The organism is Dyadobacter fanqingshengii (assembly GCF_023822005.2).
Classification (GTDB): Bacteria; Bacteroidota; Bacteroidia; order Cytophagales; family Spirosomataceae; genus Dyadobacter; species Dyadobacter fanqingshengii.
This window is the reverse complement of the sequence record NZ_CP098806.1, coordinates 2320380-2343855: the sequence shown is the minus strand read 5'-3', so window position 1 is coordinate 2343855 and position 23476 is coordinate 2320380. Positions and strand designations below refer to the sequence as shown.

Genomic DNA, 23476 nt, shown 5'->3' with positions numbered 1-23476 from the left:
TACTTTATATGAAGATTAAACTAGCGGCTCAGATACAGATTGCGCTCGCTGTAAATCTTTTGAAAAAAATCATCCTGCAAATCGTCGATGAAATAAATTGCTTCTCCGGTCGACTTCATTTCCGGCCCAAGTTCCTTATTTACATTCGGAAATTTATTGAAAGAGAAAACCGGGATTTTAATCGCCCAGCCTTTTTTCACAGGATTGAATGTGAAGTCTTTCAATTTCTTGGTGCCCAGCATTAGTTTCGTTGCGTAATTCACGTAAGGTTCTTTGTAAGCCTTGCAAATGAACGGAACCGTCCGCGATGCTCTTGGGTTTGCTTCGATCACGTAAACAATGCCGTTTTTTACAGCAAACTGCACATTGATCAAACCAATCACATTCATTGCCAGCGCAATTTTTCGCGTATGCTCCTCAATCTGGCGAATTTCGTCAGCCGTAAGGTCAAATGGCGGAAGCGCAGCGTGCGAGTCACCAGAGTGAATCCCGGCAGGCTCAATGTGCTCCATAACCCCTATAATGTAAGCGTCTTCACCGTCACAGATCGCATCTGCTTCTGCTTCCAGAGCGCCTTCCAGGAAGTGGTCAAGTAAAATATTGTTATCGGGAATGTCATGCAGGATCTTCACCACATGCTGTTCCATTTCCTTTTCATTGATCACAATTTTCATGCTCTGTCCACCCAAAACATAGCTCGGGCGAACCAGAAGCGGGAAACCAAGCGTGCGGGAAAGTTCAACAGCCGCGTCGGAAGTTCTTACCGTTCCGAATTTTGGGAATGGAATATTCAAATCCTGCAACAGCGATGAGAAGCGTCCGCGATCTTCCGCCCAGTCGAGCGAGTGATAGCTTGTTCCAATTATCTTAATGCCATATTTTTCTAGCTTTTCTGCCATTTTAAGGGCAGTCTGGCCACCTAATTGAACAATAACACCTTCCGGTTTTTCATGCTCAATGATGTCGAAAACGTGTTCCCAGAAAACGGGCTCGAAATATAGCTTGTCTGCAATATCCGGGTCCGTTGACACCGTTTCGGGGTTACAATTGATCATAATTGTTTCGTAACCCTCTTCTTTGGCAGCCAGAACGCCGTGCACACAAGAGTAATCAAACTCAATTCCCTGTCCGATACGATTCGGACCAGAACCCAGCACAACCACTTTTTTGCGGTCGCTTACGATTGATTCGTTATCCGGGTATTCCTGAGAAGTATTGAAAGTGGAGTAGTAGTAAGGTGTTTTTGCTTCAAATTCCGCCGCACAGGTGTCAACGCATTTGTATACACGCTTGATGCCCAGTTCCTTACGTCTGTCATACACTTTACTCTCTTTCGTGCCGATCAAATGAGCGATCTGGCGATCTGCGTAACCTTTTTGCTTTGCAGTAAGCAGAAGCTCCTTGGGGAGATCGCTTAGATCAAATTTCTCGATTTCATGTTCCAGCTCGATCAGCTCTTCAATCTGGCGCAGGAACCACGAATCAATCTGGGTCAGGCTTTGTATGGTTTTAAATGACAGACCGATTTTGAATGCATCATATATGTGGAACAGACGGTCCCAGCTTGGATGTTTCAGGCTGTGTTTGATCGCTTCCTGATCGCGCAATTCGCGACCATCTGCGCCCAAACCGTTTCTTCTTATTTCCAGGGACTGACATGCTTTTTGCAATGCTTCCTGGAAATTGCGGCCGATTCCCATGGCTTCTCCAACGGATTTCATTTGAAGTCCCAACGAGCGGTCAGCGCCTTTGAATTTATCAAAATTCCAACGCGGCACTTTTACGATCACATAGTCGATCGATGGCTCGAAGAACGCGGAAGTGCTTCCCGTGATTGGGTTGATCAGCTCATCCAGGTTATAGCCAATAGCCATTTTAGCAGCGATTTTCGCGATAGGATAACCGGTTGCTTTGGATGCAAGGGCAGAAGAGCGCGAAACGCGTGGGTTAATTTCAATCGCAATAATTTGATCATCAGCAGGATTTACCGAAAACTGAACATTACAGCCTCCCGCAAACTTGCCAATCCCATCCATCATTTTGATCGCGAGGTCCCGCATTTGCTGGTAAAGCGTATCAGGAAGCGTCATTGCTGGCGCAACCGTAATGCTGTCGCCCGTATGCACGCCCATCGGATCAAAATTTTCGATTGAGCAAATGATGATAAAATTTCCTTTGTTGTCGCGTAGCAGCTCCAATTCGTATTCTTTCCAGCCCATTGCGCTTTGTTCAACCAAAACTTCGTGAACAGGCGAGGCATGCAATCCATTGTTTAAAGCTTTGTCGAAATCTTCTTCTCTTTCAACAAAACCGCCTCCCGTGCCTCCCAACGTATATGAAGGGCGGATCACAAGCGGGAAACCAATTTCCTGCGCAATTTCTTTTCCTTCCAAAAACGATCTCGCTGTGCGGCCTTTGCAAACATTCACATCGAGTTCAAGCATTTTCAGCCTGAATTTCTCCCGATCCTCCGTCGTTTCAATGGCCTTAATGTCGACACCGATGAGATCCACATTATACTTTTTCCAAATCCCGGCTTTGTCACAATCAATGGCAAGGTTTAACGCGGTTTGTCCACCCATGGTAGGCAGCACTGCATCGATAGGCTTGCCCATCGCTTTGTGTTTTTCCAGGATTTCAACGATATATTTCTTTTCCAACGGAAGCAGATAAACATGATCTGCGCTGATCGGGTCAGTCATAATCGTGGCGGGGTTGGAGTTGATTAGCACAACTTCTATCCCTTCCTCACGCAGCGAACGCGCAGCCTGAGAGCCGGCATAATCAAACTCGCAAGCCTGACCGATGATAATTGGACCTGAACCGATAATTAGAACGGAATTGATATTCGTATTTTTGGGCACAGTAATTGGTAATTTGTAGAATGAGGAAAACTTTTTAACAACTTTTGGTAGAATTGCCTGTTAATCTCAGCAGGGGTACGTCCAAAAATTCCACAAAGTTAATTCACATATTCGAAAAAGAAGGGAAGGATAGCGGAAATTACTGTTATTTTTTGACGCTGGTAATTTAACAAACTTATTATCAGTTAAATGCAATTATTGAAGGGGCGCAATAGAAGGAGCGGAAATGTCAAAATCCCTCAACCTCAGCGGAACATTGCCATCTGCGCCAAACCTGAACACCGAAGAATTTCCCGGAATATTCGGATAATAACCGATCCGGATTTGTACAGTATTAAATGTCAGATTTTCGTTCCTTAACCGCAAACCCAGCCCGTAGCCCTGGTATAAGGGGCTTTTCCAGATCGACTCTGCGCCATTCACCAGCCCGATGTCTGCAAAAACAAAATAAGCAATACGAAAGCCCAACAAACTTTTATCAGAGAAGAAAACCGTTTCAGTGCCCAGCGTAAGCCTCGTTGTGCCAATGAGCTGTTCACTGTTAATGCCCCGGATCCCCTGATCACCGCTAATGTTCAGATAGTCAAGCGGGTCGCGGTTGACGCCTCGCGTGTAGCGACCTGTCAGAAACTGACGGAAAAAACTGTATCGGAACGGGATCAGGTTACTGATGTAATTGAGTTGCGCGCTGATCACTCCCTGCTGTGCTTTGGCTTCTTTAATGTATGAACCAATGTTGACCAAACCATACATATAGCCGAGGTTGTGCGGCAGATATTTTCCCCTCGCATACTGCAGGCCCGCATAACCTCTCGCACCGAATTCGGTATCCTCCCGGCCGGCTGTCAATGCAAATAAGTTCCCGACGGGAACGTCCTCCGTCCGTCCGAAGCCATAAATCAAGACGTCCCGCTTATAGTTACGATTGGAATAACCGAGACTGAGGAGCGTGGCACTTTTATTCCAATAAACTTTATTGATATAGGGTGAAACCTCCGGTCGCTCGGTATAATGATACTTGTTATGACGGGCCGCGATCACGATTCTTGAATTTTCGGCCAGACGGCTCGCAGGAAACGGAAATTTGAATGAACGGCCCAGCCAGACGTCGTAATAATTGAATTTTGTGGGAAATATAATGGGCTCTTCGGTGTCGCTCGGGTTTCTTTTGATTTGCCTGATCATGCTTTGACCAGCTTCTATTGCTCCCGCATATTTGGTTTCATTGGTCAAAAACCTCCTGAAAAACCGAATGGACCTTTCTTCAAGGTCTCGTTCATAAATGAAGCTCGCTTGTCCGGTAATGAATGTTTTACCAATATATGGAACCGTGTAAATCGTGCGAAACTGGAATTTTTTACGAAGCGTGTCATTTCCGTCCCATCTTATCCGGGTGAGTTGAGAGTGGGTTGTTCCCCTCACATTTATATCTTCAACACCTACATTGAATTTATTAAACGAATTAAATCCGCCCCTGAAATTCAGCGACCAAGCATCCTGAATAAGGACAACCACATCCGCCATCCAGGTCACATCCTTTCGGGGAACGACGATGATACGCGCATCGGTGATTGTTCTGTTGGTCCTTAACAGACGCTCATTATCTTTGAGCATTTGAGCCTGGATGTCATCCCCTTCCGAAAACAGCAGGAAAGACCGTCGGATAATGCCCTCCCGCGTATTGGTATGGAGGTTTTTACTAAGAAACTTTTCGAGTCGTTTTCCTTCGCGCGTCGTGTCGTAAACCGATTCTCCCAGGATATCGAGCTGGCGAATGTAAATTTTTCGGATCACCATCCCTTCATACGGTGTGAACGGATTGGTTTCGATCTCCTTTACCTCCGTCACCTTTCCCTGGTTATAAACATCTCTAAACAAAAGCTTATAAACCGCACGCGAAAACTTGGTTTTCGACATTCGCACTTTCAGGTTTGTGTATCGAAGGCTGTCTCTGCTGTATACTTCCAGGCTATCGGGGTTTTTCTGGGCCGAGGCGTAGGTAGATAACAGCAATAGCAGCAAGACATATCTATACATGTGCACTTTTAATTCCAAACCAACAGACTAAACGATAACGTACGGATGATAGATATAATGAGATGCTGCAAACCCATTATAAAATTTTGAATGAAGAAAAAAGGACTATCTACCAGCATCCAGTATGGCCTTAACCGTCTTTTCAGTTGCGCTGGGTGCCGATGCGTTTTTTGCAGCAAACTTACCATTGGGCCTGATCACAGAAAAAGTGGCCGTATCCAACGGGTTCAGGCGAAAAAGCAAGTCCATCATCTGGTCGCCATTCATAAATAAGTGCGTTCCTTTAAGCCTGTGACGGACAATATATTGTCTTAAAAGTGCGTCAGAACCGACGTTTTCGTCGCCCGGTAAATGCAGAAAAAGAAATACGACATCCTCCGGAACGCTCGCCTGTAATGCAGGAATGTAATCCAGTTCTTCCCGGCTTTTGGGGTCATCCAGGTTCCATTTTGTCAAATAGACGGTTTTGCCTTTGTATTGGTCTAAAACCCGATTAAACCAGCTCGTTCCCCGGTCGTTGGACGCCGCCAGAAAGTAGCCTGGTAAAGCTTCTGTCGGATCCGTTTTTACGTCTTTATATTCAATTATTTTGCGGATATCGCTGCTGTCTTTTACTTCAAGGCGTACAATTTCATCCAGCGATTCGCGGAAGACAGGCAACCCGCTTCTTGATTGAATGTGCTGATTCAGAAGTAATTGTTGATTATAAGTGTATTTGAAAAGATTTTTAGCCAGAAAGCGGATTTTTAGAAATTCGGTGGCAGTGCTGTCAAAAAGGTCCGCGTAAATCCTGCTTTCCCGTTCATAGTTGAAAAGCAGGTTGAGCACCATTTCGTTTTTTGCAAAAAGCTTATTCAGGAAATCCAGCTCCGTTTTTTCTGCCAGGCCATTTGCCGTAATATTCTCCAAATGCTGCTTTTCCTCAGAAGTCAGGTTAGCAGCATTGTTCCGTATTAATGTCGCCATGAGCCTCACAGGCAGCGAGTTGGTTTTGCTGGGGTTGGTATATTTGCGTTCCTCCACTTTCAAGTCTGCATAGTTTCCGAAACGGTTGGCCCAAATAACGCGCTGCGCTGTCAAAGGCGGCTCTGAAAGTCGTTTGAGACTGTCCAATAGCGCTTTACTAATGTCTGTCTGATTGCTTAAGGCATGTTCATATAGTATTTGCATTTGCTCCTCGTCCGTAATGGACTTTGCCCATTGGAAGAGGACGGGCGAGGGGACATTATTGTCTGCGGCTTGCTTCACAGCCGAAAGTCGCAATGTTGCACGTTGCTGTGCCATTTCGCGGGCGGCAGAAGCGCTATTTTGCCAAAAATTCTTGAAAAAATTGGCTCCTAAATAACTGTTTGCGGTCAGTAATTTATTTTCGGCCGCCAAATATTCGGCATACTGGTTGTTAGCGTCAGCATTCACACCTGAAAAATTGAAAAGCTTCGAAGCCTTCCCCAGCGAATCCCCATCGAATGTGATCTCAACCGTCCCTGGTGAGCCCAGAAATGTTGTAAATGCTTTTCCTCCGTAATCGAGATAAAATTCTTCCTGTGGAAATAAGATAGGAAGCGAAACCCTGAAACTGCCGTCAGCCTCCAAAGGCGTTTGTTTGCTAAGCTCGGACTGCGGCTGTAAAATGTTGTTTCTTGAAAAAGTAATTGCGGGAGCCTGCCTGTAAAGCCTGCCGTTGAGATTTAATATGCGCCCTTTAACGATCAGGGAATCAGTTGAAGCAAAAGAAAAAGTAAATAAGCCTGAAAAAACGATTGCCAGACAGATGAAGCGCGTGCCCATACATTAGTAATTTATCATAATTAAAACATTAAGCCCGGTCTTCATGAGCAGGCTGTTGCTCAGAAACACCATCCTCATAACGCACATAAATGCCGTGATAACGATCCTGAACCTCATAATCTTTTCTTAACGGGTGGCCTTCCCAATCTTCCGGCAGCAAAATCCTGCGCAGATCCGGGTGACCCTCAAAATGGATCCCTACCAGATCATAAGCTTCTCTTTCGTGCCAATCGGCTGTCCGCCAGATGCTTGCAACAGACGGAACAGTCGGCAATGAATTGCCTTCCGGGTTTCTGGCGAAAACCGTTTTAATCATTAAATCGTGACCGTACGGAATGGAGGTAAGATTGTAAATAACTTCCATTGTTCCCAATGTTACACCATTATCAATAGCGGTCAGACAAGCCAGATAATCGAAATACAAGCGATTGTCCCGATATAAAAAGTCACAGATTTCTGCGATATCATTAACGGGAACAATTAAAATAGGTTGTGCCCCTTTTGCATCCGTCTCGATTACTTTGCCCGAAAAGTGAATGCTAACCAGCTCCGAAATTTCCTGGAAGGTCATTGATTTTAAAATTTTAGGTTAAGCATTTACGGTTTCAGCAGCTTCCATTTCCAGAAAAAGCGACGGGGCGAGCGGATGTTCGCCTCTGATCTTTTCCTGCAATTTCATAAATCCGCCGATTAATGCCTCTGGCCGGGGTGGGCAGCCTGGAACGTATACATCTACCGGTATGATCCGGTCCACACCCTTCACCACATGATAACCATGTTCCCAGTAAGGTCCGCCACAGTTTGAGCAGCTGCCCATCGAGATCACATAGCGCGGTTCAGGCATTTGTTCATACAACCTCCTGATCCGGTCTGCCATTTTAAATGTCACAGTTCCCGCCACAATCATCACATCCGACTGGCGCGGGGAAGGCCTGGGAAGTATACCAAAACGTTCCAGATCATAATTAGAAGCATATGCCGCCATCATTTCAATGGCACAGCAGGCCAGGCCGAAGCCCATCGGCCAGAGGGAAGACAATCTTGCCCAATTCATCAGATCCTCTGCATTCGTAAGAATAATGCCCCCGTCTCCCGTTTTTATTTTATCACTCATTCCGTTATTTTCCTTCCAAAAATCCAGTGGTACAGATATTGCTTGTTAAGCCATATCAATGTATACAAAAGTAACCATATTTAGTAAAAATCTGTTTCCGGCTTTCATCAGGGAGCAATTCAACAACACAGTTTTATGAAAAACAAATTACTTTTTAGCACCATTCTGGCCATTTCAATTTTCAGTGTTGCGCATGCGCAAACCGACAGCACCGTGCGTATGTTCAAGAGCGGCATGGCCATTTATGCGGAATTCGGACTGCTTCCAAACAATAAAACCATGCGGGAGCAGCTTGACAGACTACAAATTAAGCCATTCACATCCTTTATGGGATCCATCGTCCTGGCAAAAAGGACTGAATCTCAGCGCTGGTTTTCCGAAGGGAGGATTATCATTATGAACAGCACCAACTATACAACTGATAAAGATGTAAGAAAGGCATATCTCAATGGCATCGGGATCGGAACGGACGGTGGGCCGAAAATTGTCAATAACCGCCGCTGGAACGTGCTGATTCCCATTGGCTTCGACCTGATGTTGTATCAGTTAAAAATCAAAAGCAACCAGACTGCCACCATCGGTCAGGTTTCGCAAAATCCGCAGTCCTATCAGCCAGTGAGACTTCGTACCGGCAACATTAACTTTCATGCCGGAATCGGTGCAGACTATAAGATGAATGTGTTACCTAAGTGGCATGACCAGGTATATCTGAGCGGAAAAGCATCCTATCATTTGCCTTTGCTGGGACGCAGAAAATGGAAGGGAGAGGATGTCACAATCAGCGATCTTTCATCCCTGAAACTCAACCAGATCTATTTCCAGCTGGGCCTCGTGTTTTTCCCGAAAAAAGATGCCAAAATTTGGAAGGGAATGGGAATGCACAGGTAATCCTAGTCTTCCTTTTTCCTCAAAATGGCCAGCTCATTTTCCAGCTTTTTAATGTAATTATTTTTTTCTTCGATTACCCTGATCAGGGTAGATTGTTTTTCCCTGGGTTTCTTGCTTGAAGCACGAACCTGGGGCTTTTTTTGTTTCTTACTCTCGCTAATCAGTTCGTCCACAGTAACATCCAATATTTCGGCAAACTTTTTAAGCTGGTCAATCGACGGCCGCGTTTTGCCTCTTTCAATGTCGGAGTAATTGGGTTGTGACATCCCGCTCAAATACGCCAGATATGCTTGTGTAAGTCGTTTTTCCTCACGTTTTGTGAGCAGGTTACTGGCAATGATATTCATGATAGTGTGCTGAAAGTATGTATAAGCCGGAGGGTAATTCGAGCCGCAAAATCAAGAATTTTTCTATTTCCACCAAGTCCGAAAATCCAATTATAAGCACTGGTTATAAACTTATAAGCTTAGGTTATCACTTTATAAGCACAGCCTGTTGGATTGAACTTTCATGACAAGGCATCTTTGCATTACCTCTCGGAGCCGTTCGAATTAGTGCGGGTGAGGAGAGGGAATAAACACATGCTAATGCTTATGAAAATCGTATTGTTATTGTTTAGGCTGGTCTTCTTCTGTTGTTTGGCCGCGTGGATTTTCGTTCAATGTAAAAGGGATGAACCGGCAAAAAATGCTGATCCCAAACCTGAAACCAGGCATGATCCGCTCACGATCTCAATGAATGAGGCCAGGGAAGTGGCGTCCTTCCCTGCGGAAACTTCAACCCGCATTAACGCAGACTCTTCTGCCAGAATGCTTAGCCGGGAGGATGAAGTCATCGACCAGCTTGCAATAGCCGACTCTGCGGATGGTTCGCCATTGCTTTATATTTTCAAAAAGGAGAAAGGCTTCGCAATCATATCGGCAGATCTTCGCGTAATGCCGATTCTGGCCTTCTCGGAGTCGTCTAACATTGACGTCAATAACATCCCCAACGGCGTATCGCTTTGGCTGGACATGGCTAAAACAAAGGTGCGGGAAGCCAGAAACAAAGGGGGTGAACCACATCCAATCGTAATGAAAGAATGGCAGAAATTCTTGTCCAGAAAATTAAGAATTGAGGATACTAACTGCCTTGAATGGTATCAGTGGGGGCAGTTCAAATGCCAGAATAAATCCACCACGAAAGGGCCGTTGCTTTCAACCGTATGGGGCCAAAGTGCTCTGTCGACAACCAAGTTAAGCACTGGTGGAAATTGCGACGGATGCGGAAGGCGGTTCGCTGGTTGCGGTCCGGTTGCAATGGCGCAAATAGAAGAATATTATCATCCCAATCTTGCTCGTCCGAGGGTTTCAAAAGATAAGTGCACTGCTACCCTCGCCGGCGAACACAGCTTGGGTACGCTTATGAAAACAATGGGTGACAAGGCGAAGGCTAGCTACAACTATATGGGGACGTGCAACACATTTACCTGGCCGGCCGATGTCAAAAGCGGATTAAAAAGCTTTGGTTTTTCGAGCGGAGGTTCCGGAAGCGAAGCGTACAACTATTCGGTTATCAAAAGTGAACTTGGGGGCCTTCATCCGGTTCTTTTCTGGGGATCAACTTGCCTGAGCTGTTTCGAAGACTATCATATCTGGGTTTGTGAAGGTTACCAAGAAAACGAATACAGCGAATTCGACTGCGCCACCAAGCTGTGTAAGGAATGGTCTTTCACGTATTTGCGGATGAATTGGGGCTGGGATGGAAAATGGAATGACTACTATGCTCTCGGTCAATACAATCCCAAGGGAGAGGATTACAATGGAAATTTACATATCATAACAGGAATCAGACCTTGAAGAAAATGAGAAGTTTATTCATACTACTGTGTTTTATCTTGCTTGGAGCCAGCTGCGACCGTGACAATGGAATGATCGGAGGTGTGCCGATAGAGGTGGATCTTATGGGAACTTGGAATTTGGAAAAAGTTGTAACGCCAACAGGTTCGTTTAGCGGCGCCCAAATAGGCTATAAAGAAATTCTGGTAAGTGGCCACGAGGTCGATGACGAGGTCGAACGGATCTATCGGAACGACACGCTATTTTCTAAGCATATATGGACCCGGGTGCCTGGAACAACCTCAAAAGCAAAGGATATGACCGTTTTGGTTACGTATCGTGATGGCAGCCTCAAACGCTTTTACAAAATTCGTAGGACACTCGGAGAGCCAACGACTCTCGAAGCATCAGCCTATTTGCCAGAGCTGGGAGGCGCACCTGATACGGTGAAGTTCTTTTATAGGCAAGTCTTATAAAAATTTTGCTGCAAAAATTATACATAACAAACTTTCAAAGTTACTCCAAAGTCGTTCTAAACAATACATCATGGAGGTGCGATTGAACACATGCTAAGATTTATGAAAATAGTAAATTCTTCGTTTATTTATTTAGGCTTACTCGTCTCGACAATTCTGTATGGTTGCGCCAAAAATGAGGTTGCAGACCCACCACTTAAAGAATCGTCAACCACCAAAAATCGATTTTTCCTGACACAGGGTGAGGCCATTAAGCATTATTCAACCCTAAATGATTTAAAAAATGAAAACTTTCATACTAATGTTTTATATCAATTTAATGATTGGCTGCTACCAGCAAAATTTGGGCCCAAAGGGGAATGTGGTGAAAAATGGAAGTGAGGGATACTGGAAGTTGACAGGATACAAAGTCAAGAATAAACCGGCAGGCATATCAAGTATCCCGAATCGGTTTCTTTTAGAAACGCAACAAAGGGTAATGCAAAAAGATAGCATGGAAGTGCCGATTTATGAAAACGGTATGCCTTACATTACATTCTCTTTTTATGATGCTGCACAGGATAATGCCTCTTCTTTACAAGCTGTCCAATATGATCACGAATACAATAAGAGGACGCAACAAAGTTTGTTTTGGTATAGGATCGATCAGGAATCAGGGTTTATTGCTATCCTGGATGTGAAGCCTGGTGGAGATATGGAAACAACCAGGATTCAATTAAGTAACGTTATGAAAAGTGCAGCTTATGACGCGAAGCTGGACTCTGTCAGATACACATACGAGCCGACTGAAAAATTCAAATGAACAAAAAAAAGCGTGCGGTGAATGCCAGGGGCTATTTCTTCCCATACTTATCATTCACTCTGCTATAAAGATCAGCAGGAACGGGTGAGTCAATTGCTGGAAGTTGGGGTTTTGGCCGCACCCAATCCAGATAGCCTTTGCCCCAGGCGTAGGCCAGGCCGAGAATGAGGATTCCGATGAAAACGGTCATTTCGGCTAGGGCAAACCAGCCCCATTGACCGTTTGTCTGAGCGATAAGATCTTCATTTCCGAAAACGACAGCCCAGGGGAACAGGAACAAAAGCTCGACTTCAAACAAAACAAAAATTAATGCAATCACGTAAAAGCGCACATTGAACTGAATGTTTGCGTTGCCAAGCGGATCTTCGCCGGATTCGTATGTGGTTAGTTTTTCTTCGTTTGGCTGGTGAGGTCGCAAGAATTTTGCGATGGTCAGCATTAAGCCCAGCAGGGCAATTGCTGCAATGATGAAGAGTAAAATATAGCCAAAATCGGAGATCATAATCAGGGACTCGTTTGCACAAAGCTACTGATTTTAGCGTCTTAACGGTGTTTTTGGAATGAAAAACCTTTGAGATAAATACAAATATCATGACGGATATTTGAGATATTAAAGCCGGAATTTCCTAAAATAGCAGCCAGCTTTTTAGAAACTAAGCCAGATAGTTCTAGCGCTTAACCCGATTACCAAAACACCAATAATGAGCATTAATGGCTTGCGTTTGATCTTTCCAACCAGCATCGCACCAAAGGGAGCCGCAATAACGCCTCCGATAATCAGTCCTGAGACAACCTGCCAGCTGCTTACGCCTGTAAAAATGAGGAAAGTGACACCGCTTGCAAAGGCGATCACGAATTCAGCAGCATTGACAGAACCAATGGTGTAACGTGGATCACGACCCTGACCAAGCAAAGTTGAAGTGACAATCGGGCCCCAGCCACCGCCACCGATGGAATCCAGAAAACCCCCGGCCGCTGCGAGAATGCCGATCTTCTTCGTTTTATTTTTGACCAAATTCTTTTGCAATGCTTTTCTGATAATGATCAGACCCAGAATAAGCATATATGCTGCAATGTATGGCTTCACGAAATCCCCGTCAATGACATCGGAAAGTAAATATGCACCGGTAATTGCGCCGAGCACGCCCGGGATCAGAAGGCTCTTGAAAAGTTTTTTATTAATGTTCTTGTACCGAAAATGCGAAATAGCGGAAGCGCCGGTCGTGAACATTTCTGCAACGTGGACGCTGGTGCTGCTGATCGCAGGCGGTACGCCCAGACTCAACAGAAAAGATGTGGACGTTACCCCATAAGCCATGCCCAATGCGCCATCCACAAGCTGGGCTGCCAATCCAACCAAAAGATACAATGCAAAGTCGCTCCCTATAAACGCATTCACATCTTCCTGACTCACTGATAATGAACCATGTACCAGGAATAGCGTCGATAGCAAAATCACAATAATGGCAGGAATAAAATACCAGCCTGATATTGTGGGGAGTTTAAGGGAGAGGACTTTTGTAAGCATTACTGTTGGTTATTGAATTTCACCGCTGAACAGGAAGTTACAAAAGTAGTAAAACTATTTAATCTACGTAATTAATAGATTATTAAAATTTTAGCGAAGTCAAAGGTTACCAGATGATTTTTAGCAGAGAAACACCTTGTGCGGGTAACGCGAAATCCAATTGAATTTTGCCTTTTTCAACATTAATCCATTGAGGCGAGGTCAATGTTTGAAGCTGTCCTGCACTTTCCAGGACCGCTATTTGCTCTGCAGTGGGCTTTTGCGGTGACCCCATTTTCTTCCAGACTTCATACGAATTGCTGTGTTCCTGATCAATACGGTAATGTTGCACCTGAACGCGTTTTGCTGCTAAGCCATTGATTTGAAGACGGATAGGAGATGCACCCACAATTTTGTTATCATCATGATAATTCCAAACCATTACAGCCGACTCCTGCGCATTTTTTGTGGCAAATGCATTGATATCCCGCTCTCCACGCACGCTTTCTTTTTTCAGTTTTTCAAAATTGTAAGCAAGATTTTGTTTCACCTCAACCCGGTTTCCATCCATCATTCCGAACATTCTGAAAACATTCAGAACCGGCTTATCAACACCATTTGTCGCCAAATCACGGAAACCCCTGAACCACGGCTGATCCTCAAACTCAAATGCCCAGGTTACCGCACCGAGCAAATTGACGCCACGCGCGTCGGCCAGCTCATGTTTTCGGGCAAATGAAGCAGCGGTATAGCTGGAATACATGGTCCCATTGCGGTAAGCGTTTTGCGGATGCAGGTCTTCGGAACAGGCGGCGCATCCTTCCGGATCCGATTCACCGATAATAATAGGCAGGTTTTTGAGGCTGGGATAGGAAGCGACTATCTCGAAGCCTTTGTCAATGTCTCTCAATTGTGTCCCCATATCCATTCTTACAATTCCATCCACAACTTTGGGACTGCCTTTTGCGTGAAAAGTGATGAAGTCAAGTGGTGAACCGGTTTTGCCGGTCACATAGTTTTTCCCGCTTACAACATGATCCAGGAAAGTCCTTAAAAATTTGGCCGAAACATCCCAATTTGGTCCGGTAACTTCCGGTCCGCCTATTTTTGCGGTTGGCAACGCGCGTTTCACAGCGTCGGCAGAGTAGTCATAAAGTTTAATGTATTCTTCCGTCGTGCCTTTCCAATAACTGATATTCGGTTCGTTCCAAAGCTCCCAATACCAGCTTTCAACTTCGGCTTTTCCATACCGTTCGATGGAATGTTTAACCCATTGGAACACTAGCTCAGCAAATTTTTTGTAATCATTGGGAGGGTAGGCCCAGCCGGTGTAAATGTCATTGTAGTTATCGCCCGGCTTCCAAAAGTGCCTGTATGGCTGTGGTTTGGACGATAACGCTTCCGGCATAAACCCAATCTGCGCGATCGGCCGCATGCCTCTTTCAATATATGTGTCAAAAATTTTGTCAACCACCGTCCAGTCGTAAACCGGATTTCCTTTTTTGTCTTCTGTATAAACATTGGTCGAGCCCCATTTCAATGCCGCTACGCCATCGCCCGTCACGAGCATGCTATGCGCCCGCACGTAAACAGGAACTTTACTCAATTGTGAAATTTCGGTCAGCAGCTTCTTTCCGTCTTTCATGTAAGTATAATTCGGCTCGTCGTATCCAAACCATGCCCAAATAGGCTTGGCCGGGTCTTTTTCGGCACTCAGATTTACCTCAATAGTGACGGGTTTCTGCTTTGTTTCTTGTGCTTCAACAAGATGAGAACCAAAAATTATTAAAGCGTAAACGAGTAATTTTTGAAATGACATAGGGCTGCGAGTTATTGTAATGACCAAAAAAATGGTGATTCGCATTGGTAAGGATATCCCTTTAAAAAACTACTAGCCCTGACTAACAATTCACCAATTCGCAGCCCAAAAACCTGCCCCATCAAAACCGCTCTGTGCGAGTAACTTTGCTGCCTGTGCGCTTCGTTTTCCGGTTTGGCAGTAAAAAACGATTGTCTTATTGGGCGGTAATGTTGGGAGGATATCGGGGATTTCGGATAGGGGAATGTTGATGCCGCCGAAGTTGTCGGCTTCGAATTCATTGTATTCGCGGACGTCAACCAAATGGATCTGGCCGGGGTAGGAAGCTTCGATGCGTTCGAATTCCTCGTATTTCATTTCCCTTAATTCGCTTTGCGGCTCGTTTTGACTTACAGTCTTTTCAGTTTTTTGCGCCGGGGCAATTTGTTCGGATCTGGAAAATTCGAAAATGTTTGTTGTGTTGGTCAAAGCATTCATTACCAATAATTTGCCTGACAATGGTTCGCCGATTTCGCAGATGACTTTGATCGCTTCATTGGCCATATAAGTGCCGATCATTCCGGGCAAAATGCCGATCACGCCCGCTTCGGCGCAGTTATCGCCTTCTTCGGCATCGGGGAAAAGACAGCGGTAAGTGGGGCCGCTTTTGTAATTGAAAACAGAAACCTGGCCTTCAAAACGCAGTATGGAGCCAAAAATCAGTGGTTTATCGAGTTCAACGCAGGCATCATTGACCAGATAGCGGGTTGGAAAATTGTCCGAGCCGTCGATTACCAGGTCGTAGTCGGAGATGATTTCTTTAACGTTATCTTCTTGCAAGCGGACTTGGTGCGGAATAAGTCTGACAAAAGGGTTTTGAACATTCAACTTTTCAATCGCTGTCAACACTTTGCTTTTTCCAATGTCGGCTGGCGAGTAAAGAATTTGCCGGTGCAGGTTGGTAATGTCGACAATGTCATCGTCCACAATGCCAATGTTTCCCACGCCCGCCGCCACCAGATATTGCAGCACCGGACAGCCCAGACCGCCCGCACCAACGACCAGCACTTTGGCAGCTTTCAGCTTTTCCTGTCCGATAAGGCCCATTTCCGGTAGCAAAATTTGCCTGCTATAACGTTTGCGTTCCTGTTGCTCAAACATATTAATCGAATTTTCATTATTGAACAAAAACCTGGTCCCAGTCCTTCCAAACCGGCTCATAACCCCTTTCCCGGATCATTGCGGCAATCTGAGCCGGACTGCGCTCATCCGAAATTTCGAACTGTTCCAGCGATTCCGGCTCTACCGCGTAGCCGCCCGGATTGGTTTTGGAACCTGCGCTGATAGACGTAACGCCAAGTTGAATGCAATGATCCCGGAAATGCTCGGATTCACGCGTCGAAAGTGAAATTTCCAATTCCTCGTTTATGATCCGGTAAGCGCAAATCAGCTGAACAAGCTCCCTATCGGTCATTTCTACCTTCGGTTCCAGTCCGCCCGAAAACGGCCGAAGCCTGGGAAACGATAAACTATAACGCGTTTGCCAATAGGTTCGTTCGAGATATTGTAGGTGCGCGGCGGTAAAAAAACTGTCTGTCCGCCAATCTTCCAGGCCGATCAAAACACCGAGCCCCATCTTATGGATTCCGGCCTGTCCGAGCCTGTCCGGCGTTTCGAGACGGTAATTGAAGTTGGATTTCTTTCCTTTGGGATGATGTTTTTTATAATCTTCTTTGTGATAAGTTTCCTGATAAATCAAAACAGAATAAAGCCCCAACGCGATCAGTTCCTCATATTCTGTGGTTTCCAGCGGCTGGACCTCCATTGAAATTTGAGAAAAATAAGGCTTTATTAATTGAATTACTTCTTTAAAATAGGCCGCATGAACTGTCTGATTTGCCTCTCCTGTTACAAGTAAAACATGATCGTAACCCAACGATTTAATCACCTCGACCTCGCGTAAAATTTCATCTTTTGAAAGCGTTTTGCGCCGCACTTTATTATCCAGGCTGAATCCGCAATACGTGCAAATGTTGGTGCATTCATTGGATAAATACAGCGGAATGTACATATGCATGGTTTTGCCAAAACGCTTTTGGGTCAGTTTGCGGCTGAGCTGAGCCATGGGTTCCAGGAATTGGGCCGCCGCAGGAGAAATCAGCGCTTTAAAATCTTCCAATGTTCGTTTTTGGGCCAAAAGCGCTTTTTGCACATCATGTCCTGTTTTGGAATAAATGCTGGCCTTCACTTCCTCCCAATCGTATTCCTCAAATTTGTCTTTAAAGCTCATAATCCAGAAATGCGGTTAACGGACTGCTGGCCACAGCATGATTCTCCTGATTTCCCAGACGCGCCTCAAACGCCATACGTCCCGCGATGACGGCCATTTTAAATGCTTCCGCCATAGCCACCGGATCGCCCGCAACGGCAATGGCCGTGTTGACCAAAACCGCATCGGCACCGATTTCCAGGGCTTTTGCAGCATCCGAAGGCGAACCGATTCCGGCATCCACGATCACCGGAACACTGCTTTGCTCAATGATAATTTCCAGAAAATCAATCGTTTTCAAACCCTTATTGCTGCCAATCGGCGATCCCAGGGGCATTACGGCTGCCACGCCCACTTCCTCTAATCTTTTGCACAACACCGGATCAGCGTGAATGTAAGGCAGGATTATGAATCCCAATTTTACTAATTCCTCGGCAGCTTTGAGCGTTTCGATGGGGTCGGGGAGGAGATATTTTGGGTCAGGGTGGATTTCGAGTTTGAGCCAGTTAGTTTCTAATGCTTCTCTGGCCAATTGTGCTGCGAAAACCGCTTCTTTGGCTGTTCTGACGCCGGATGTGTTGGGTAAAAGATGGATTTGGGGGTGTCTCAGATGTAAAAGCATATCATCCTGAGGATCATTCACATCCACGCGGCGCAGCGCCACGGTCACCAGTTCGGAGCCCGAAGCAAGCAAAGTTTCCTCCATCACCGCAGCAGAACTGAACTTCCCAGTCCCTGTAAAAAGCCGCGATTCAAATGTTTTATCTGCGATTTTTAACATAATATTTCTTCAAGTTTTTGGACTGTTTCTTTCGTTTCTTTTGATTGAATTAATGCGGAAGACATGGCAACGCCGTGGATTCCGGTTGCTAATATTTCCGCAACGTCGTCGGGCAAAATGCCGCCAATGGCAATGATCGGAATGCTTAACTTTTGTTCTGATAATTTTTGCATTAAAACCCGATAGCCGTCCAATCCGAGGATAGGGCTGAGATTTTGCTTCGTCGTTGTGAAGCGAAAAGGCCCTAATCCAATGTAATCCGCGCCTTCATTAATTCGCAAAAGAACATCTTCAAAAGTGTTGGCCGTGCCTCCGATGATCATGTTGTACCCAACGATTTCCCTGGCTTCGGAAATCTGCATATCATTCAAACCGAGATGCAATCCATATGCATTGACCGCTTTTACAACATGCGGGAAGTCATTGATGATCAAACGAGCCGCATAGGAATCACAAAGTTCTTTTGCAGCTATGGCAATTTCAAGGACTTCATTTTCCGGCTGATTTTTTACCCGTAACTGTATCCAGCGGCAGCCAGCAGTCAAAGCGAGCTTAATGCTTTCTAAATGGCTCAGTCCAGCTGTTTGATTAGAAATGAATTGCAGCTTATGAATTTTCAAAAATTGAAAATCAGATGCTTCCGAATTCCAGATCGCTCCCAATACAGCAGCCCCGTCAAAGTTCATCTGTTTGATCTTATGGATATTCGAGTGATTAATGCCTCCAATAGCGATCACTTTGATTGTTTTTTGATCTTCTTTCAGGCAGAAATCATCGTTTACAATGCGTTGATAGCCCTTTTTGGTAATGCTGTCAAAAACCGGCCCTAAGAAAGTGTAGTCAAAAGCGCTGGAAAGTTCAGACAGTTGTTCAATGTCATGGATTGATGTGCTAAGCTGGAAACCGGCATTTTTCAGTTTTTGAAACATAGTTTCCGGCGTGTCATTTCTCAGTTTTTCTGGAAAATGAAGTCTCGTTAGGCCATACTGCGCTGCCAGCTCATGGTGGTGGTGCAATGCGATTTTGGGATAAAATTCAGGATCAATCTTTCCCAGTAACCGGTTCAAATCAGCGATATCACCACCCGGTTTCCTGAGGTGAAGGCGCAGTAATCCATCCCGAAAAAGCGCATTGATCCGCTCGGCTTCGTTCAGGATAAATTCAGGATGCGAAATCGCGATCAGTTTCATATTATAAATAAATCTGGCTGCCGAGACTTGCAAACTCCCTCGATTTTTCCTCCATTCCTTCGGTAATCGCTTCTGCATTCAGACCATTTTCGTCGGCATAATCGCGTACATCCTGCGTGATTTTCATGGAGCAGAAATTCGGTCCGCACATGGAACAGAAGTGCGCAATTTTGGCGCCTTCTGCCGGAAGTGTTTCGTCGTGGAATGATTTCGCCGTTTCGGGATCAAGCGAAAGGTTGAACTGATCTTCCCAACGGAATTCAAAGCGGGCTTTACTTAGTGCATTGTCGCGATATTGCGCACCGGGATGTCCTTTGGCCAGATCCGCCGCATGGGCAGCGATTTTGTAAGTGATTACGCCATCCTTGACGTCCTTTTTATTGGGCAATCCCAAATGTTCCTTCGGCGTCACATAGCAAAGCATAGCAGTTCCAAACCAGCCGATCATAGCCGCGCCGATCGCGGATGTAATGTGGTCATAACCAGGCGCAATGTCGGTTGTTAATGGTCCTAATGTGTAAAATGGCGCTTCCTGGCAATGTTCCAGTTGCTTTTCCATATTCTCTTTGATCAAATGCATCGGCACATGCCCCGGACCTTCGATAATGGTTTGGACGTCATGTTTCCAGGCAATTTTGGTGAGCTCGCCTAATGTTTCGAGTTCTGAAAACTGCGCAGCATCATTGGCATCCGCAATACAACCCGGACGCAAGCCATCGCCCAGAGAAAAGGCTACGTCATAGGCTTTCATAATTTCACAGATTTCCTCAAAATGCGTATAAAGGAAATTTTCTTTGTGATGCGCCAGACACCATTTGGCCATGATAGAGCCGCCTCGGGAAACGATTCCGGTCAATCTTTTGGCTGTAAGCGGAATGTAGCGAAGCAGAACCCCGGCGTGGATTGTGAAATAATCTACGCCCTGTTCGGCTTGCTCGATAAGCGTGTCGCGGAAAAGCTCCCAGGTCAGATCTTCGGCTTTACCATTGACTTTTTCCAAAGCCTGGTAAATCGGAACGGTGCCGATGGGAACGGGTGAGTTGCGGATAATCCACTCGCGGGTTTCGTGAATGTTCTTGCCGGTGGACAGATCCATGATCGTGTCAGCGCCCCAGCGACAAGCCCAAACGGCTTTCTCCACTTCTTCTTCAATGGTCGATGAAACCGCAGAGTTACCAATGTTCGCATTGATTTTTACCAAAAAATTACGTCCAATGATCATAGGCTCACTTTCCGGGTGGTTAATGTTCACGGGAATCACGGCACGACCGGCTGCTACTTCCGAACGCACAAATTCGGGTGTGATAAACTTCACCGGCGTGTTTGCGCCGAAACTATGACCGCGATGCTGATGCGCAAGCGAGCCCGCCTTACCGTTCAATTCCAATAAATTCTCCTGAATCCGCTGGTTTTCGCGGATCGCAATGTATTCCATTTCGGCCGTAATGATGCCCTTTTTAGCATAGTGCAATTGGGAAACATTGGCACCAGATTTGGCACGTAATGGCTTGGTAATGTGCGCGAACCGCAATGCATCCAAAGACGGGTCTGAAAGTCGTTGCTGACCGTAATGGGAGCTGATGCCTTCCAATTGCTCCACATCCCGGCGCGCTTTGATCCATTCCGATCGCAAAGCGGGCAGTCCTTTTTTCACATCAATTTCAACATTAGGATCGGTAAATGGGCCGCTTGTATCGTAAACAGTCACTGGCGCATTTTTTTCTACCTGACCAGCTCTTCCATGCAAACGCGTGTCGGTTAGTGCAATTTCCCGCATCGCAACGGACACATTATGCAGGTTGCCTTTTACATAAATTTTCCTGGAATTCGGAAACGGGTCTGTGGTCACACTGCCGCTCTGTGGCGTTTTTTCAGTCTTCATAAAATGTTGGATTAAGGATAAACAAATGGGGAGAATGGAGGCTAGCCGCCTTGGGTAGCAGTGATCAGCATCACACGGTCATGCGGTTGCAGCGCGTGCAAATCCCAGGTCGATTTTGGAATAACCGACTGATTGACAGCGACTGCGATTCCTTTGGCCTTGTCAGGAAAAAGGGCAGATAATAATTGCTGGACCGAAAGTGGTTCAGAAAATTCGCGTGATTGACCGTTGATGATAATTTCCATTCCGAATTGTGTTTTTGAGAAAAACTTCAGGAATGGACCTTTTTTGGAAAGATACATTGAGATACAATAGCAGTATCTCTTACTTTTCCCTTCGGCAGTACTAACTGCATCAGGTTCAAAGGGTATTATCTCAGTCCGCATATCGGGACACCCCTAAAGTTTAAGCAAAGCTATTCCAAAAAATGTATTTTCAAAAATTAACCATACAAAAGAGCTGCATAGGACGCATTAAGAACTGTTTTATTTTAAGAATTATCGGGTAACTTTAAGGTTGTATTTACCAATTATATCGAACTACGTTACTTGATGGATCTTATTATAAGAAGCGCTGCTCCAAAGGATTTGCCATCCCTGTTAGAAATTATCAATCACGCCATTCTGAATACCACTGCCATTTATGATTACGAAGCCCGGACAATGGACGAGCAGCGGGAATGGTTCGAAAAAATGTTTAATGACGGCATGCCTGTCATTGTTGCAGAAAGAGAGGGGAAGGTGATCGGGTATGGCTCATACAACATCTTCCGTCCTAAAATTGGCTATAAATTCAGCGTGGAGCATTCCATTTATCTGGACGAAAAATCGAGAGGCCTGGGCGTAGGAGGGAAGCTTCTGGGCAGTCTGATCCAGCGCGCCAAAGAATCAGGCCTCCACAGCATGATCGCCGGCATCGACGCCGCCAACCGCGGCAGCATCGAATTTCATAAGAAATACGGCTTTGTGGAGAAGGGATATTTGAAGGAAGTTGGCTATAAATTTAATCAGTGGCTGGATCTGGTTTTCATGCAGTTGTTGTTGGAGGAGGATTGAGCGAAAGTTGTCAGCCTGAGCGTTCAGGCTGACATTGCACTAATGCGCCCGTCCCGTCTCCACGTAACTTTCCTCATCCCCAGTTGGTTTCCCTTGCCACCAGGATGCCAGAATTGACCCCGTAATGTTCATTAACGGCCCAAAAATTGCTGGTGCCAGCCCGACAGTGGCCATTTTTCCCATTTCCTTCGCGATGCCTGATGCCAGACCTCCGTTTTGCATGCCTACTTCAATGGCTATGGTGCGGCAGTCTCTTTCGCTCATTTTGAATAAGCGGCCCGACCAGTAACCTAGCGTGTAGCCGGATAAATTGTGGATTAGCACAAGTAGGAGTAATGTTGGTCCGATGGTGAGGAGGCTGTCGCGTCCGGCTGCGGTGATGATGACGATGATAAATGCAATTCCGGCCATGGAAACAATGGGCATAGCGTCATCGAGCCACTTGGCTTTGCCGCTGAAAAACTTGTTGAATAACAATCCTGCGCCGATTGGGATGATCACCATTTTTATAATGTCCCACATCATATGCAATGTGTCAATTTGGACAAATGCGCCTGCCAGTAAACTCATTAGCAACGGCGTCACGATAGGAGCGAGCATGGTGGAAATAGCCGTGATCGTGATCGATAATGCCAGGTTTGCTTTGGCCAGATAGGAAATTACATTTGACGCCATTCCGTTTGGCGAGCAGCCAATGAGAATAATCCCGGCTGCGATCTCAGGTGGAAATCCGCTTAGATTTGCCAATGTAAATCCAATGGTTGGCATAATGATAAAATGGCTTACCACACCGATTAATACACCTTTTGGCATTTTTACGACGCCTACAAAGTCGCCAAAACTCATGGATGTGCCCATCCCAAACATAATGATCTGGATGAGCGGGGTGATCAATGCGGCCAGTTTGAAGCCGTTAACCGATTGGAAATGTTGCGGATAATAAAGGGCTGTGGTGACTGCTGCGAAAATGACGGTCGTATATGTGAAACCTTTGAGCTTTTCAAAACCCCTGAAACTGACGGCTAAGACGAGGAAAAATGCAATGAAGAATGGTCCGGCTTGCGGCAGGTTTCCGGATAACGCCATGAAAAGCGCCACGAGCAGACACAAACCTGCAACACCGGCGAGTAACTTGTAAACATTCATATAAATAAGGTTATAATGCTATTGGGAAAAGGGCGCAAAAATACCCGGACTTTAAAATAGAA

General features: G+C 45.6%; 22 protein-coding genes and 1 riboswitch. Of the genes, 6 read left to right on the top strand and 16 right to left on the bottom strand.

Annotation, left to right across the window (positions count from 1 at the left end; all coding sequences use genetic code 11):
• Positions 1-20: 20 nt before the first annotated feature.
• The 5 genes from carB to nuoB form a co-directional block, all read right to left on the bottom strand.
• Positions 21-2864: a carbamoyl-phosphate synthase large subunit gene (carB, locus tag NFI81_RS09660; RefSeq protein ID WP_234612658.1), complete on the bottom strand. Its 2844-nt coding sequence runs from the start codon at positions 2862-2864 to the stop codon at positions 21-23.
• 195 nt (positions 2865-3059) lie between these two features.
• Positions 3060-4901 (bottom strand): BamA/TamA family outer membrane protein, encoded by a 1842-nt coding sequence (locus tag NFI81_RS09655; protein ID WP_234612659.1) that lies wholly within the window; start codon positions 4899-4901, stop codon positions 3060-3062.
• Between the two features lie 105 nt (positions 4902-5006).
• The gene (locus NFI81_RS09650; protein WP_234612660.1) at positions 5007-6689 is read right to left on the bottom strand and encodes a hypothetical protein; all 1683 of its coding nucleotides are present in this window, start codon (positions 6687-6689) and stop codon (positions 5007-5009) included.
• Positions 6690-6717: 28 nt separating this feature from the next.
• Positions 6718-7260, bottom strand: coding sequence for an NADH-quinone oxidoreductase subunit C (locus NFI81_RS09645; protein WP_234612661.1), 543 nt, complete (start codon positions 7258-7260; stop codon positions 6718-6720).
• Between the two features lie 18 nt (positions 7261-7278).
• Entirely contained in the window at positions 7279-7803 is a 525-nt protein-coding gene (nuoB, locus tag NFI81_RS09640; RefSeq protein WP_255717400.1) for an NADH-quinone oxidoreductase subunit NuoB, read from the bottom strand.
• 135 nt (positions 7804-7938) lie between these two features.
• Here nuoB and NFI81_RS09635 point away from each other — a divergent pair, with 135 nt between their 5' ends.
• The gene (locus tag NFI81_RS09635) at positions 7939-8691 is read left to right on the top strand and encodes a hypothetical protein (protein WP_234612662.1); all 753 of its coding nucleotides are present in this window, start codon (positions 7939-7941) and stop codon (positions 8689-8691) included.
• 2 nt (positions 8692-8693) lie between these two features.
• Here the strand turns inward: NFI81_RS09635 and NFI81_RS09630 are convergent, their stop codons facing one another.
• Positions 8694-9038 carry a helix-turn-helix domain-containing protein gene (locus NFI81_RS09630; protein ID WP_234612663.1) on the bottom strand — a complete coding sequence of 115 codons (345 nt, stop codon included), beginning with the start codon at positions 9036-9038 and terminating at the stop codon, positions 8694-8696.
• Between the two features lie 246 nt (positions 9039-9284).
• On the opposite strand from NFI81_RS09630, the gene NFI81_RS09625 reads away from it, so the two are divergent.
• The 4 genes from NFI81_RS09625 to NFI81_RS09610 all read left to right on the top strand — a co-directional run bounded on the left by NFI81_RS09625 (position 9285) and on the right by NFI81_RS09610 (position 11786).
• Complete coding sequence (locus NFI81_RS09625; protein ID WP_234612664.1) at positions 9285-10529, top strand: Spi family protease inhibitor; 1245 nt, start codon at positions 9285-9287, stop codon at positions 10527-10529.
• A gap of 5 nt (positions 10530-10534) precedes the next feature.
• A complete protein-coding gene (locus tag NFI81_RS09620) occupies positions 10535-10984 on the top strand; it encodes a hypothetical protein (protein ID WP_234612665.1) in 450 nt (149 codons plus the stop codon).
• Between the two features lie 102 nt (positions 10985-11086).
• The gene (locus NFI81_RS09615) at positions 11087-11365 is read left to right on the top strand and encodes a hypothetical protein (protein WP_234612666.1); all 279 of its coding nucleotides are present in this window, start codon (positions 11087-11089) and stop codon (positions 11363-11365) included.
• A gap of 97 nt (positions 11366-11462) precedes the next feature.
• Complete coding sequence (locus NFI81_RS09610) at positions 11463-11786, top strand: hypothetical protein (protein ID WP_234612667.1); 324 nt, start codon at positions 11463-11465, stop codon at positions 11784-11786.
• Positions 11787-11817: 31 nt separating this feature from the next.
• On the opposite strand, the gene NFI81_RS09605 is transcribed toward NFI81_RS09610, so the two are convergent.
• From NFI81_RS09605 to thiS, 9 genes are all read right to left on the bottom strand, one after another.
• Entirely contained in the window at positions 11818-12288 is a 471-nt protein-coding gene (locus NFI81_RS09605; protein ID WP_234612668.1) for an NADH-quinone oxidoreductase subunit A, read from the bottom strand.
• A gap of 144 nt (positions 12289-12432) precedes the next feature.
• On the bottom strand, positions 12433-13314 hold the full coding sequence (locus NFI81_RS09600) for a sulfite exporter TauE/SafE family protein (protein ID WP_234612669.1): 882 nt from the start codon (positions 13312-13314) through the stop codon (positions 12433-12435).
• 106 nt (positions 13315-13420) lie between these two features.
• Complete coding sequence (locus NFI81_RS09595; protein ID WP_234612670.1) at positions 13421-15112, bottom strand: GH39 family glycosyl hydrolase; 1692 nt, start codon at positions 15110-15112, stop codon at positions 13421-13423.
• A gap of 90 nt (positions 15113-15202) precedes the next feature.
• Positions 15203-16252, bottom strand: coding sequence for a HesA/MoeB/ThiF family protein (gene moeB / locus NFI81_RS09590; protein WP_234612671.1), 1050 nt, complete (start codon positions 16250-16252; stop codon positions 15203-15205).
• 16 nt (positions 16253-16268) lie between these two features.
• Positions 16269-17381, bottom strand: a complete 1113-nt coding sequence (thiH, locus tag NFI81_RS09585) for a 2-iminoacetate synthase ThiH (RefSeq protein WP_234612672.1) — start codon at positions 17379-17381, stop codon at positions 16269-16271.
• Positions 17371-18141, bottom strand: a complete 771-nt coding sequence (locus NFI81_RS09580) for a thiazole synthase (RefSeq protein WP_234612673.1) — start codon at positions 18139-18141, stop codon at positions 17371-17373. Before NFI81_RS09580 ends, thiH begins: the two co-directional genes overlap by 11 nt.
• A complete protein-coding gene (locus NFI81_RS09575; RefSeq protein WP_234612674.1) occupies positions 18135-19331 on the bottom strand; it encodes a thiamine phosphate synthase in 1197 nt (398 codons plus the stop codon). Before NFI81_RS09575 ends, NFI81_RS09580 begins: the two co-directional genes overlap by 7 nt.
• Before the next feature lies 1 nt (position 19332).
• Entirely contained in the window at positions 19333-21213 is a 1881-nt protein-coding gene (gene thiC, locus NFI81_RS09570) for a phosphomethylpyrimidine synthase ThiC (RefSeq protein ID WP_234612675.1), read from the bottom strand.
• A gap of 41 nt (positions 21214-21254) precedes the next feature.
• Positions 21255-21458, bottom strand: coding sequence for a sulfur carrier protein ThiS (thiS, locus tag NFI81_RS09565; RefSeq protein WP_234612676.1), 204 nt, complete (start codon positions 21456-21458; stop codon positions 21255-21257).
• 69 nt (positions 21459-21527) lie between these two features.
• A riboswitch (TPP riboswitch) is annotated at positions 21528-21623 on the bottom strand.
• Between the two features lie 141 nt (positions 21624-21764).
• Here thiS and NFI81_RS09560 point away from each other — a divergent pair.
• Positions 21765-22268 carry a GNAT family N-acetyltransferase gene (locus NFI81_RS09560; RefSeq protein ID WP_234612677.1) on the top strand — a complete coding sequence of 168 codons (504 nt, stop codon included), beginning with the start codon at positions 21765-21767 and terminating at the stop codon, positions 22266-22268.
• 39 nt (positions 22269-22307) lie between these two features.
• On the opposite strand, the gene NFI81_RS09555 is transcribed toward NFI81_RS09560, so the two are convergent.
• Positions 22308-23414, bottom strand: a complete 1107-nt coding sequence (locus NFI81_RS09555) for a bile acid:sodium symporter family protein (RefSeq protein ID WP_234612678.1) — start codon at positions 23412-23414, stop codon at positions 22308-22310.
• Positions 23415-23476: the final 62 nt, after the last annotated feature.